11 protein-coding genes and 2 tRNA genes are annotated in these 12,800 nt (G+C 65.6%); 12 read left to right on the forward strand and 1 reads right to left on the reverse strand.

What is annotated here, in order from left to right; translation table 11 throughout:
• Positions 1–199 precede the first annotated feature (199 nt).
• The 11 genes from EV683_RS12255 (at position 200) to EV683_RS12305 (ending at position 10,798) form a co-directional block, all read left to right on the forward strand.
• Positions 200–499, forward strand: coding sequence for a hypothetical protein (locus tag EV683_RS12255; RefSeq protein WP_131862976.1), 300 nt, complete (start codon positions 200–202; stop codon positions 497–499).
• A gap of 177 nt (positions 500–676) precedes the next feature.
• The gene (locus tag EV683_RS12260; RefSeq protein WP_131862977.1) at positions 677–1,471 is read left to right on the forward strand and encodes an META domain-containing protein; all 795 of its coding nucleotides are present in this window, start codon (positions 677–679) and stop codon (positions 1,469–1,471) included.
• A gap of 254 nt (positions 1,472–1,725) precedes the next feature.
• Positions 1,726–2,013, forward strand: coding sequence for a hypothetical protein (locus EV683_RS12265; RefSeq protein ID WP_066614043.1), 288 nt, complete (start codon positions 1,726–1,728; stop codon positions 2,011–2,013).
• A gap of 433 nt (positions 2,014–2,446) precedes the next feature.
• Positions 2,447–3,754, forward strand: coding sequence for a trigger factor (gene tig / locus EV683_RS12270; protein ID WP_131862978.1), 1,308 nt, complete (start codon positions 2,447–2,449; stop codon positions 3,752–3,754).
• 24 nt (positions 3,755–3,778) lie between these two features.
• Complete coding sequence (gene clpP, locus EV683_RS12275) at positions 3,779–4,405, forward strand: ATP-dependent Clp endopeptidase proteolytic subunit ClpP (protein WP_131862979.1); 627 nt, start codon at positions 3,779–3,781, stop codon at positions 4,403–4,405.
• Between the two features lie 15 nt (positions 4,406–4,420).
• Positions 4,421–5,695, forward strand: coding sequence for an ATP-dependent Clp protease ATP-binding subunit ClpX (gene clpX, locus EV683_RS12280; RefSeq protein ID WP_131862980.1), 1,275 nt, complete (start codon positions 4,421–4,423; stop codon positions 5,693–5,695).
• 147 nt (positions 5,696–5,842) lie between these two features.
• Positions 5,843–8,260 (forward strand): endopeptidase La, encoded by a 2,418-nt coding sequence (gene lon / locus EV683_RS12285; RefSeq protein WP_131862981.1) that lies wholly within the window; start codon positions 5,843–5,845, stop codon positions 8,258–8,260.
• 168 nt (positions 8,261–8,428) lie between these two features.
• Positions 8,429–8,698, forward strand: a complete 270-nt coding sequence (locus tag EV683_RS12290; protein WP_066614054.1) for an HU family DNA-binding protein — start codon at positions 8,429–8,431, stop codon at positions 8,696–8,698.
• A 38-nt stretch (positions 8,699–8,736) separates the two neighbouring features.
• Positions 8,737–8,813 (forward strand) — tRNA-Val (locus EV683_RS12295).
• Between the two features lie 5 nt (positions 8,814–8,818).
• Positions 8,819–8,895: transfer RNA gene (locus tag EV683_RS12300), tRNA-Asp, on the forward strand.
• A 67-nt stretch (positions 8,896–8,962) separates the two neighbouring features.
• Complete coding sequence (locus EV683_RS12305; RefSeq protein ID WP_066614056.1) at positions 8,963–10,798, forward strand: SurA N-terminal domain-containing protein; 1,836 nt, start codon at positions 8,963–8,965, stop codon at positions 10,796–10,798.
• An 88-nt stretch (positions 10,799–10,886) separates the two neighbouring features.
• Here the strand turns inward: EV683_RS12305 and sodB are convergent, their stop codons facing one another.
• Positions 10,887–11,474, reverse strand: a complete 588-nt coding sequence (gene sodB / locus EV683_RS12310; RefSeq protein WP_066614058.1) for a superoxide dismutase [Fe] — start codon at positions 11,472–11,474, stop codon at positions 10,887–10,889.
• A 110-nt stretch (positions 11,475–11,584) separates the two neighbouring features.
• Here sodB and EV683_RS12315 point away from each other — a divergent pair, with 110 nt between their 5' ends.
• Positions 11,585–12,757, forward strand: coding sequence for a BaiN/RdsA family NAD(P)/FAD-dependent oxidoreductase (locus tag EV683_RS12315; RefSeq protein ID WP_131862982.1), 1,173 nt, complete (start codon positions 11,585–11,587; stop codon positions 12,755–12,757).
• Positions 12,758–12,800: the final 43 nt, after the last annotated feature.

Below are 12,800 nucleotides of genomic sequence, written 5' to 3' on the forward strand. Positions count from 1 at the left end.
TCGAGCGGCGGCTGGACACGCATTACGCCTTGCTCAAGCTGGCTTGTTCCTTGATCTGCTTACGCTTTGTCGAGCGGTTTTGTTAGCGGCTCTAAGCGCGGGACTTGAGCGAGGTCAAGCCTCGGCGCGGCCGTCCACCTGTCTGCAACAGGGAGCTGGTAAATTCCTTTGGCATTTGTCACGAAAACAGGAGGAAGACATGCCGCGCGACCTGATCATCTCTTTCGAGGCGATTTCTTACGACCTGCTGGCGCCCGGTCAGAAGCACGAACTGATCGTCGAAAAGCTGCAGTCGCTCGGCGCCTGGGTGCGCCTGAATCCGCACTTGTGGTACGTCAGGAGCGAGTACACCGCCGAGCAGGCCGCCGCGTTGCTGTGGGACGAGATGGATGACAACGACCAGTTGTTCGTCACCGAGATGAGCCAGGCGGCCTGGCGCAATCTCGGCCCCGATGTCGAGTCTTTCGTGTTCGGCCACGCCGAGGCAGCCCGGGCTTGAGCCACCGCGGGCAGTCGGTCGGGGGGGGGCGGCCGGCGTCTGAAAGCCGGTCCCAGTCTCTCTGGCCGCAAGCCGTCAGTTTCGGCTACCGTGGGGCAGGGCCATCCGCCGGGCGGCCCCCGCGACGGGGCGGGGTCGGCATCGGTTGGGTGTGCAGGTCGACACGAGGAGGAAACCATGGACGAAAGCAGCGATTTTCTTTGCGCGACGCCGACTCTGGCGTCGCTCGACATCCGGCGACCTGGCCGCGCCGCGTCCGTGGCGAAAGGAGGGCGCATGAGCCGTCCGCTTGCATGGAGGCTCGTCGCGCCGCTGGCGCTGTGCGCGACCCTGTCCGCCTGCGCCACGGGCGATGCCGCGGTCACGCTGCGCGCCCATGGCAACGAACCGTTCTGGTCGCTCGAGATCGACCGGGTGTTGCGGTTTTCCGAGCTGGGCGGGCGCCCGCTGGAGGGGGCTGTGCCCAAGGCGCGGACGCTCGACGGCGTGCGCCGCTATACGGCGACGGTGGGCGGTCGGCTGCTGGAGGTGGCCGCCGCGCCGCGCGTTTGCCACGATGACATGAGCGGCATGCCTTACCCGCTGGCCGTGAGCGTGGCGGTCGACGGTCGGCGCCTGCAAGGCTGCGGCGGCGACCCGGCCGTCCTGTTACGCGGTGCCGAATGGGTGGTGGAGGACATCGACGGCGGCGGCATCGTCGACCGCTCGCGCGTGACGCTGAATTTCCGCGCCGACGGCCGGCTGGACGGCCGCGCGTCGTGCAATCGCTACACGGCGAGCTATGCGTTGAGCGGCGAGGGGCTGAGCGTTGGCCGGGCGGCGAGCACGCTGATGGCTTGTGTGCCGGCGTTGATGCATCAGGAGCGGCGTTTCCTCGACGTCCTGCAGGGCGTGAACCGTTTCGAGATCGGCGAGACGGGCGAGTTGCGGCTGATCGACGCCAGCGGGCGCAGGATCGTCGCACGGCGCTGAGCGGGGCGACTCGCTGGCTTGTCTGTGCGCCGGTGGCGGGCGCTCTTTGCGCGGAAAGCTTCGCGGCAGGGTGGCTCCCATCCGCGCGCGGGCGCTGCCCCAGGCACGCCCCTGGAGGGCGACGGCATGGGCGGCGTCTCGATGCCGCGCGCAGTCATGGTGCATCCGGGTCGGCGATAAAACACCGGGCAAGGCGCTCGGCCAACTTGCTATACCGAAGAGGGTGACGTTTGGGTGTGATAAGGAGGTGCGGCATGAGGTTTCCCCTGGTATTCGCGGCGCTCTTCTCCCTTGCCGCGTGCGCCGCGCCGGCTCCGGATGGGCGCCCTCCGGAGCATGGTTATGGGGCGCAGTTGATGAGCCCGCAGGAGCAGGCCGAATTCAGGGCGAAGATGCAGGGAGCCCGAACGGTCGAGGAACGGGAAAAAATCCGTCGCGAGCATCATGAAATGATGAAGGAGAGGGCGAAGGCGCGCGGGATCGTCCTGCCCGACGAGCCGCCCATGAAGGGAATGGGGCCGAAAGGCTACTACGGCTATTGAGGCCGGCCGGGTTTCTGCCCGGTGGCGGGCCGGTTGTTGCGCCGCGGCAAAGACGGCGCCGGTTTTTTTGTTCGGCCCTGCGTTTTGCAGGGCCTTTTCACGTCGGCGTGCGGTCGGCCGCAAGGGCCGCGCCGGTGACTCGCCGCCTCCACCGGCAGGGTGATTCCTCCGGTTCTGCGGTCTGGGCCGAGGGCACCTGCCCCCTATGCCCGGTCGCGGGCCCGCCGCCAAAGAGATGGCGCCACGCGGGTGGCGGCGCGGCTTTTGATCGAAGGCTTGAATTCATCGCGTCCGGGCGCAACATTGGCTTAGAACGTGTCGGCGGTTATACTGCGCCCTTTAGAAGCTTGGTGGCGCCTTGCCGCCTGTCGCCTGGGGCGGCGCGCCCCGAGCTCAATTACATTCGCCTCAGTACTGGTTTTAAGGATTTGACATGCAAGCACAGCTGGAAACCTTGAGCGGCCTCGAGCGTCGCCTGAACATCGTCCTGCCGATGGCCGATATCGACGCTCAGGTGGTGGAGCGCCTCAAGCGCGTCGCCCGCACCGCCAAGATTCAGGGCTTCCGCCCGGGCAAGGCGCCGATCAAGATCGTCGAGCAGAGCTACGGCGCGCAGGTGCGCGAGGAAGTGCTGGGCGAGCAGGTGCAGCAGAATTTCTACCGCGCCGTGGCCGAGCAGAAACTGCGCGTCGCCGGCTACCCGCGCTTCGAGTCGGTGTCGAACGAAGATAACGCCGACCTGTTCAAGTTCGCCGCCACCTTCGAGGTGTACCCGGAAGTGAAAGTCGGCGAGCTGGCCGGCAAGGAAATCGAAAAGCCGGTGACCCCGGTGACCGACGCCGAAGTCGACAAGACCATCGACATCCTGCGCAAGCAGCGTACCCGCTTCACCCGCGTCGAGCGCGCCGCCGCCGACGGCGACCGCGTGATCATCGACTTCAAGGGCACCGTCGACGGCGTCGCCTTCGAAGGCGGTTCGGCCGAGAACTTCCCGTTCGTGATCGGCCAGGGCCAGATGCTCGCCGACTTCGAAAACGGCGTGAAGGGCATGAAGGAAGACGAGTCGCGCGACGTGAACGTGTCCTTCCCGGCCGAGTACCACAGCAAGGAACTGGCCGGCAAAGACGCCGTGTTCGCCATCACCGTCAAGAACGTGGCCGAAGCCCAGCTGCCGGAAGTCGACGCCGAGTTCGCCAAGCAGCTCGGCATCGAGGACGGCGACGTCGAGAAGATGCGCGCCGAAATCCGCAAGAACATCGAGCGCGAAGTGAAGCGCCGCCTGAGCGCCCGCACCAAGGAAAACGTGATGCAGGCGCTCTTGGATGTCACCGAGATCGACCTGCCGAAGGCGCTGGTCGAACTCGAAGTGGGTCGCCTGATGGACCAGGCGCGTCGCGACCTCGAAGCGCGCGGCATCAAGGCCAAGGACATGCCGCTGCCGGCCGAACTGTTCGCCAAGCAGGCCGAGCGCCGCGTCGCGCTCGGTCTGATCCTGGCCGAGGTGGTCAAGGCCAACGAGCTGGACGCCAAGCCGGAACAGATCGAGGCGATGATCAAGGAATTCGCCGAGAGCTACGAGCAGCCGGAAGACGTGCTGAAGTGGTACTACGAGAGCCCGGATCGCCTCGAAGGCCCGACCTCGATGGTGCTGGAAGACAACGTGGTGCAATTCGTGCTCGGCAAGGCCAAGGTGAGCGAAAAGGACCTGCCGTTCGACGAGCTGATGGGCAACCAAGCCTGATAACCCGCTAACCGGAGTTGGCCGATGAAATCGATGATGGACCCTCAGGCCCTGGGCCTGGTGCCGATGGTGGTCGAGCAGAGCGGTCGTGGCGAACGCGCCTACGACATCTACTCGCGCCTGTTGAAAGAACGCATCGTGTTCCTGGTCGGGCCCGTCACCGACGAGTCGGCCAACCTGGTGGTGGCCCAGATGCTGTTCCTCGAGTCCGAGAACCCGGACAAGGACATCTACTTCTACATCAACTCGCCGGGTGGCTCGGTGACCGCCGGTCTGTCGATCTACGACACGATGAAATTCATCAAGCCGGACGTGTCGACGCTGTGCATCGGGCAGGCCGCCAGCATGGGAGCCTTCCTGCTGTCCGCCGGGACCCGCGGCAAGCGCTTCGCGCTGCCGAACAGCCGCATCATGATCCACCAGCCGCTCCTGGGCGGGCTGTCGGGTCAGGCTTCCGATATCGAGATCCACGCGCGCGAGCTGATCAAGATCAAGCGCAAGCTCAACGAACTGATGGCCGAACACTGCGGCCGTCCGGTCGAGGATCTCGAGCGCGACACCGATCGCGACAACTTCATGTCGGCCGAGGAATCGCAAGCCTACGGCCTGATCGACAAGGTGCTGGCGTCCCGACTGGACGCGCAGGCCTGATAGGAACGCAAGTCCATGACCGACAAGCAAAGCAACGACAATCTGCTGTTCTGCTCCTTCTGCGGCAAGAGCCAGCACGAGGTGACGCGGCTGATCGCCGGCCCGCAGGTCTACATCTGCAACGAGTGCGTCGACCTGTGCAACGACATCATCCGCGACGAGCAGGCGACGCCGGCGGCAACGGGCGAGGGCGACGCTTCGGCGCCGCCGCTGCCGACGCCGCAAGAGATCCGCGCCGCGCTCGACCAGCACATCATCGGCCAGGAGCTGGCGAAGAAGACGCTGTCGGTCGCGGTGTACAACCACTACAAGCGGCTGTACACGCCGTCGGCCAAGGATGACGTCGAGCTCGCCAAGAGCAACATCCTCCTGATCGGGCCGACCGGCTCGGGCAAGACGCTGCTGGCGCAAACGTTGGCCAAGCTCCTGGATGTGCCGTTCGTGATCGCCGACGCGACCACGCTGACCGAGGCCGGCTACGTCGGCGAGGACGTCGAGCACATCATCCAGAAGCTCCTGCAGAAGTGCGACTACGACGCCGAGAAGGCGCAGCGCGGCATCGTCTACCTCGACGAGATCGACAAGATCTCGCGCAAGTCCGAGAATCCGTCGATCACCCGCGACGTGTCGGGCGAGGGTGTGCAGCAGGCGCTGTTGAAGCTGATCGAGGGCACGGTCGCCTCGGTGCCGCCGCAGGGCGGCCGCAAGCATCCGAACCAGGAGTTCATCCAGGTCGATACGACCAACATCCTGTTCATCTGCGGCGGCGCTTTCGACGGCCTCGATAAGATCATCCGCCAGCGCTCCGAGAAGGGTGGCATCGGCTTCGGCGCCGAGGTCGCTTCTAAGGAGGGCGGCAAGAGCGTCTCGACGCTGTTCAAGGAAGTCGAGCCGGGCGACATCATCAAGTTCGGCCTGATTCCCGAGCTGATCGGCCGCCTGCCGGTGGTTGCCACGCTCGAGGAGCTCGACGAGGAGGCGCTCGTCAGCATCCTGACGCAGCCGAAGAACGCGCTGGTCAAGCAGTACCAGAAGCTGTTCTCGATGGAGAACGTCGAGCTCGAGGTGCGCCCGTCGGCGCTGCGCGTGATCGCCAAGCAGGCGCTGGCGCGCAAGACCGGCGCGCGCGGCCTGCGCTCGATCATCGAACGCGCACTGCTCGACACCATGTACGAACTGCCGTCGCTCGAGGGCGTCGAAAAGGTGGTGGTCGACGAGAAGGTGGTCGAGAAGGGCGACAAGCCGCTGCTGGTCTATCGCGAGGACGACGCAACGCAGCAGACCGCCTGAGCGCAAGTCTGGTCGCGTTTCACAAACCGCCCGCACGGGCGGTTTTTGTTTTTGCCCGGTCGCTGGATTAGTATGGGGTGGCTTGAATAAATGTCGCGTCGCCCCATTTCAACAACAAACCCCATTCATCACGCAAGGTCAGATGACATGACGCAACCCGCCGAACTCCTCGAAGACACGACGCTGCCGCTGTTGCCGCTGCGCGACGTGGTGGTCTTCCCCCATATGGTGATCCCGCTGTTCGTCGGCCGCGCCAAGTCGATCAAGGCGCTCGAGGCCGCGATGGACGAGGGCAAGCAGATCCTGCTCGTGGCGCAGCGCTCGGCGGCCAAGGACGAGCCGTCGGCCGACGATCTGTACAAGGTCGGCACGGTCGCCTCCGTGCTGCAGATGCTCAAGCTGCCCGACGGCACCGTGAAGGTGCTGGTCGAGGGGCGTCAGCGCGCCGTCGTGCACGAGGTGCGCGAGGACAACGGCTGTTTCGTCGCGGACGCCGCGCCGCTGGCCAGCGACGGCGACGACACGACCGAGATCGAGGCGATGCGCCGCGCGCTGCTGACCCAGTTCGAACAATTCGTCAAGCTGAACAAGAAGATCCCTCCCGAGATCCTGACTTCGCTGTCGGGTATCGAGCGCGCCGGCCGCATGGCCGACACGATCAGTGCCCACCTGCCGCTCAAGCTCGAGCAGAAGCAGGCTGTGCTCGAGATGTTCGACGTCAAGGGTCGCCTCGAGCACCTGCTGTCGCAGCTCGAGGGTGAGATCGACATCCTGCAGGTCGAAAAGCGCATCCGCGGCCGCGTCAAGCGCCAGATGGAAAAGAGTCAGCGCGACTACTACCTGAACGAGCAGGTCAAGGCGATCCAGAAGGAGCTGGGCGAGCTCGACGAGGCCAGCGACCTTGACGAGCTCGAGAAGCGCATCAAGGCCGCTGGCATGAGCAAGGAGGCGCGCGAGAAGGCGCTGTCCGAGCTCAAGAAGTTGAAGATGATGTCGCCGATGTCGGCCGAGGCCACCGTGGTGCGCAACTACATCGACATCCTGCTCGATCTGCCGTGGAAGAAGAAGACCAAGATCAGCAAGGACATCGGCCTGGCCGAGGCCATTCTCGACGAGGACCACTTCGGTCTCGAGAAAATCAAGGAGCGCATCCTCGAGTACCTCGCGGTGCAGCAGCGCGTCGACAAGCTCAAAGCGCCCATTCTGTGCCTGGTCGGCCCGCCCGGCGTGGGCAAGACCTCGCTCGGCCAGTCGATCGCGCGCGCGACCAACCGCAAGTTCGTGCGCATGGCGCTCGGCGGCGTGCGCGACGAGGCCGAGATCCGCGGTCACCGCCGCACCTATATCGGCTCGATGCCGGGCAAGGTGTTGCAGAACATGAGCAAGGTCGGCGTCAAGAATCCGCTGTTCCTGCTCGACGAGGTCGACAAGCTCGGCGCCGATTTCCGCGGCGACCCGTCGTCGGCGCTGCTCGAGGTGCTCGACCCGGAGCAGAACCATTCCTTCGTCGACCATTACGCCGAGGTCGAGTACGACCTGTCCGACGTGATGTTCGTCGCGACCGCCAACTCGCTGAACATTCCGCCGGCGCTCTTGGACCGGATGGAGATCATCCGCTTGTCCGGCTACACCGAAGATGAGAAGGTCGCGATCGCCGCCCGGTATCTGGTGCCCAAGCAGATGCAGGCCAACGGCCTCAAGGAGGACGAGGTCGCGATCCAGGAGTCGGCGATCCGCGACATCGTGCGCTACTACACCCGCGAGGCCGGCGTGCGCAGCCTGGACCGCGAGATCGCCAAGATCTGCCGCAAGGTCGTCACGCAGCAGGCGCTCAAGAAGGCGCGTCCGGCCGGCAAGGTCACCGTCAACGCCAAGAACCTCGAGAAGTATCTCGGCGTGCGCCGTTTCGAGTACGGTGTCGCCGAATCGGAGAACCGCATCGGCCAGGTGACCGGCCTGGCGTGGACCGAGGTCGGTGGCGAGCTTCTGACGGTCGAGGCGGTGTCTCTGCCGGGCAAGGGCGGCATCATCCGTACCGGCCAGCTCGGCGAAGTGATGCAGGAGTCGATCCAGGCGGCGATGAGCGTGGTGCGCAGCCGTGCGCGCCTGCTGGGTATCCGTCCGGACTTCCACGAGAAGTTCGATATGCACATCCACCTGCCCGAGGGCGCGACGCCGAAGGACGGTCCGAGCGCCGGCATCGGCATCACGACGGCCATCGTGTCGGCGCTGACCGGCATTCCGGTGCGCGCCGACGTCGCGATGACCGGCGAGATCACGCTGCGCGGCGAAGTGCTGCCGATCGGCGGTCTGAAGGAGAAGCTGCTGGCGGCGCACCGCGGCGGCATCAAGCATGTGCTGATCCCGGTCGGCAACGTCAAGGACCTCGTCGAGATTCCGGCCAATATCAAACAAAAGCTGGAAATTCATGCGGTTAAGTGGATAGACGAAGTGCTGAAGCTGGCGCTCGAGCGCCAGCCCGAGCCGCTGTCCGAAGAGGCCGCCGCGGTCGACGTGGCCCCGCCGGCGGACCCCGCCGCAGCGGTGCCGGTACGGACGCACTGATTCATTTGTCAAGAGCGTGAAAGCCTTGCCTGTTGCGGGTTTGCGGCCGGTCTGGTACTTTGCGGGCTGACCGTGAGGCTCGCTTGACATGGCGATTTTCGCCTTGTTATAAAGCTAGCGTCTTATCCGAATGACCTAGTCCAATAGAACGACGAAAGGGGACTGTCCGTGAACAAGTCTGAACTGATCGATGCTATCGCAGCACACGCCGATATTTCCAAAGCGTCGGCCTCCAAAGCGCTCGACGGCATCATCGCCGCGGTGACCGATTCGCTGAAAAAAGGCGAAGACGTGACCCTGGTGGGCTTCGGGACTTTCTACGTCGGCGAACGTGCCGAGCGTACCGGCCGCAATCCGAAAACCGGCGAATCCATCACCATCCCGGCGGCGCGTTCCCCGAAATTCCGTGCTGGCAAAGCACTGAAAGACGCGCTATAATGCGCCTTCGTTGCCCGAGCTACTCGCCGGGTGACGAGGGGTGATTAGTCTCAGTTGGTAGAGCGCTGCCTTCACACGGCAGAGGTCACTGGTTCGAGTCCAGTATCACCCACCACATCTGGAGCGGTAGTTCAGTTGGTTAGAATACCGGCCTGTCACGCCGGGGGTCGCGGGTTCGAGTCCCGTCCGCTCCGCCAGAATACGAAAAGGTGAACCGGTCGCGTTCACCTTTTTTCTTATCCATCGCCCGTCTACGCCTACGCCATGTTTGATTTCGTTCATAACAACAAACTCGCGCTGCAAGTGATCCTCGGCGCTGTCGCGCTGACCTTCGTCGGTTTCGGCGTCGGCAGCTACAGCACCGCCGTGGACGACCCCTTCCTCGCCAAGGTGGACAAGGCGAAGATCTACAAGCAGGACCTGGACCGCGTGCTAGAAGGCGAAGTCGCCGACGCGGCGACGCGCCAGGCCGCGCTCGAGAACCTGATCCGCCAGGAATTGTTGTTGGCCGAGGGGCGTCGCGAAGGGCTGACTGCGACGCCGGAAGCGCTGCGCCGGGCGATCGCCGGGCTGGCGGTGCTGCAGGAAAACGGCAAGTTCAGCGAGGCGCGCTACCGCGAGTTCCTCGCCAGCCGCAACCTGACGTCGCAGGCCTTCGAAGGGCAGATCGCGCGCGACATGCTGCTCAAGGAGCAGCTCTTGCCCTTCCTCGACGGCCAGTTCGTGTCGAAAACCCAGGTCGAGCAGGTCGCGCGTCTGATGGGCGAGACGCGTGCGGTCAAGATGGCCTTGTTCCGGCCCGAGGCGTTCGCCGCCGAGGTCAGGCTCGACGACGCGGCGCTCAAGGCTTACTACGACGCCAACCGCAAGCGCTTCAACGCGCCCGAGGCGGTCAGACTCGAATACCTGGTGCTGTCGCAGGACGCCGTCGCCGCGCGCCAGACGGTCAGCGACGCCGAGGTCGACAAGTATTTGCGTGAACGCGCCGCCGCCGACAGCAGCAAGGAGGAGCGCCGCGCCGCGCATATCTTGCTGACGGTCGCGCCGGACGCCAAACCGGCCGACAAGGCCAAGGTCAAGGCCGAGGCCGAGGCGCTGCTGAAGACGCTGCGCGCCGACCCGGCGAAGTTCGCCGAGCTGGCGAAGGCGCGGTCGCAGGATCCGGGCAGCGCCGCGAACGGCGGCGACCTGGGCTTCTTCACGCGCGGCATGATGGTCAAGCCCTTCGACGACGCGGTGTTCCGGATGCAGCCCGGCCAGATCAGCGACGTGGTCGAGACCGAGTTCGGCTACCACATCATCAGGCTCGAGGCGGTCAAGTCGGCCGACCCGGCGGTCGCGCGCGCCGAGGCCGTCGAGCGGCTCAAGCGCCAGAAGGCCGGCGCCGCCTTCCGCGTCGACGCCGACCGGCTGTCCGACCTCGTCTACCAGCACGGCGCTTCGCTCAAGCCGGCGGCCGACGCGCTGGGCCTGAAGGTCGAGACCGCCGACTGGCTGGTCAAGGGTGACAAAAATGTCGCGGTGCCGCTGTTCGCGCATCCGAAGCTGGTCGAGGCCGCTTTCAGCGACGAGGTGCTCAAGAAGAAGCAGAACAGCGAGCCGGTCGACGTCGGCAACAACACCATCGTCGTGGTGCGCGCCGTCGAGCACCGCCCGGAGCGCGCCCAGCCGCTCGCCGAGGTCAGGGACGCGATCCGCGCCGAGCTGGTCGCGCGCGAGGGCGCCAAGTTGGCCGAGGCGCGCGGCAAGGCGGCGCTGGCGGATCTGAAGGCGGGCAAGCCGGTCGCCGGACTCGCGTGGACCGACGCGGGCGAGGTGTCGCGCCGCGCGCCGGGCGCGCTGGGCGTCGCCGAGCTGCGCGCGGTGTTCTCGGTGCCGGCCAAGAGCGTGCCGGCCTACACCGGCGTCAAGCGCCCGAACGGCGAGTTTGCGCTGTTCAACGTCGCGTCGGTGCGCGCGCCGCAACCGGCCAGCGCCGACGAGAGTGCGCAGATCGCCGCGCTGTTGGCCGAGGTCAGCGCCAACGCGCAGGCGACCAGCTACCTGAACCTGCTGCGCGAGAAGTACAAGGTGACGGTGAACCAGCAGCCGGCCGAGTAAGCCCGTGCGCGCCGCCGCTTGCCGGCGGCGCGGGCGCAAAAAAACGCGAAGCGTTCGCTTCGCGTTTTTTGTTGGCCGGGGACGCCTATCAGGCGAAGTTCTTGGCCACGAACTCCCAGTTCACCAGCTTCCAGAACGACTCGAGGTAGTTCGGGCGGCTGTTGCGGTAGTCGATGTAGTAGGCGTGTTCCCACACGTCACAGGTCAGCAGCGGGGTCTTGTCGGTGGTCAGCGGGGTGGCGGCGTTCGAGGTCGACACCAGGTCCAGCGAACCGTCGGCGTTCTTCACCAGCCAGGCCCAGCCCGAACCGAAGGTGCCGGCGGCCACGGCGTTGAAGGCCTTCTTGAACTCGTCGAACGAGCCCCACTTGGCGTTGATCGCGTCGGCCAGCGCGCCGCTCGGAGCGCGCTCTTCGCCGGCGGCGTTCGGGGCGAAGCCCAGCCAGTAGAAGGTGTGGTTCCATACCTGGGCCGCGTTGTTGAACACGCCGCCGGACGATTTCTTGACGATCTCTTCCAGCGAGGCGTTTTCGAACTCGGTGCCCTTGATCAGGTTGTTCAGGTTGGTGACGTAGGTCTGGTGGTGCTTGCCGTAGTGGTATTCCAGGGTTTCCTTGGAGATGTACGGGGCCAGCGCGTCCAGCGCGTACGGCAGTTCGGGCAGTTTGTGTTCCATTGTGCTCTCCTTGAGGTGGAAACAGATAGCATAGGTGCTCTGCGCGAAAAGTGTAATGGAATTGCCGGTTCTAAGCCAATAGTTGACAAAAACAGTAAAGTAATAAGGTTATGGAATTTTACGACGTGATCGTGCTGGGCGCCGGGGCGGCCGGCCTGATGGCGGCGGCCAGCGCCGGCCAGCGCGGCCGCCGCGTGCTGCTGATCGACCACGCGGCCAAGCTGGCCGAGAAGATCCGCATTTCCGGCGGCGGGCGGTGCAACTTCACCAACCTCAACGTCCGGCCGGACTGTTACCTGTCGGCGAACCGGCATTTCTGCCGCTCGGCGCTGGCGCAGTACACCCAGCACGACTTCATCGCGCTGGTCGAGCGCCACGGCATTCCCTACCACGAAAAGACGCTCGGCCAACTGTTCTGCGACGATTCGAGCCAGCGCATCATCGACATGCTCGACGCCGAGTGCCGTCTGGGCGGCGTCACGCGGTTGATGTCGACCGCGGTCGAATCGGTCGGGAAGGGCGAGCGCTTCCGTGTGACGACCTCGCGCGGCGCCTTCGAGAGCGAGAGCCTGATCGTCGCGACCGGCGGACTGTCGATCCCGCAGATCGGCGCGACGCCGCTCGGCTACCGCCTGGCCGAACAGTTCGGCCTCGCCGTCACGGAACTGGCGCCGGCGCTGGTGCCGCTGACCTTCCACGCCGACGACGCGGCGCGCTTCGCGGCGCTGGCGGGCGTCTCGCTCGACGTCGAGGCGAAGGCCGGCAAGGCCGGCTTTCGCGAGATGGCGCTGTTCACGCACAAGGGCGTGTCGGGTCCGGCGATTTTGCAGGTTTCGTCGTACTGGCGGCCCGGCGAGGCGCTCGTCATCGACCTGTTGCCCGGCCGCTCGGCCGTCGAACTGCTCGCGGCCGCCGCCGGCAGCGAGCAGAAGCTCGCCAACTGGCTCGCCGACGCCGGCTGGCCGAAAAGGTTGGCCGAGGCCTGGCTCGACGCCGAGGGCTTCGCCGGCCGCGTCAAGGACCTGAACCCCAAGCAGGCCGCGCGCTTGGCCGAGGCGCTGCACCGCTGGCGGCTGCTGCCGAACGGCACGCAGGGCTACAAGAAGGCCGAGGTCACGCGCGGCGGCGTCGACACCGACGGCCTGTCGTCCAAGACGATGATGGCCAAGGCGGTGCCGGGGCTGTTCTTCGTCGGCGAGGTGGTCGACGTGACCGGCTGGCTCGGCGGCTACAACTTCCAGTGGGCGTGGTCGTCGGGTTTTGTCGCGGGCCAGCACGCCTAAAACTGCTAAAATCCGCGTTTTACGCCGCGCCTTTCCGCGGCCC

This window comes from Crenobacter luteus, assembly GCF_004345725.1.
GTDB lineage: Bacteria > Pseudomonadota > Gammaproteobacteria > Burkholderiales > Chromobacteriaceae > Crenobacter > Crenobacter luteus.

Excerpts from the sequence above, each read along its gene's own strand:
- EV683_RS12255 (WP_131862976.1), top strand. The coding sequence starts at position 200 with ATGCCGCGCGACCTGATCATCTCTTTCGAGGCGATTTCTTACGACCTG.
- EV683_RS12260 (WP_131862977.1), top strand. The coding sequence starts at position 677 with ATGGACGAAAGCAGCGATTTTCTTTGCGCGACGCCGACTCTGGCGTCG.
- EV683_RS12265 (WP_066614043.1), top strand. The coding sequence starts at position 1,726 with ATGAGGTTTCCCCTGGTATTCGCGGCGCTCTTCTCCCTTGCCGCGTGC.
- tig (WP_131862978.1), top strand. The coding sequence starts at position 2,447 with ATGCAAGCACAGCTGGAAACCTTGAGCGGCCTCGAGCGTCGCCTGAAC.
- clpP (WP_131862979.1), top strand. The coding sequence starts at position 3,779 with ATGAAATCGATGATGGACCCTCAGGCCCTGGGCCTGGTGCCGATGGTG.
- clpX (WP_131862980.1), top strand. The coding sequence starts at position 4,421 with ATGACCGACAAGCAAAGCAACGACAATCTGCTGTTCTGCTCCTTCTGC.
- lon (WP_131862981.1), top strand. The coding sequence starts at position 5,843 with ATGACGCAACCCGCCGAACTCCTCGAAGACACGACGCTGCCGCTGTTG.
- EV683_RS12305 (WP_066614056.1), top strand. The coding sequence starts at position 8,963 with ATGTTTGATTTCGTTCATAACAACAAACTCGCGCTGCAAGTGATCCTC.
- sodB (WP_066614058.1), bottom strand. The coding sequence starts at position 11,474 with ATGGAACACAAACTGCCCGAACTGCCGTACGCGCTGGACGCGCTGGCC.
- EV683_RS12315 (WP_131862982.1), top strand. The coding sequence starts at position 11,585 with ATGGAATTTTACGACGTGATCGTGCTGGGCGCCGGGGCGGCCGGCCTG.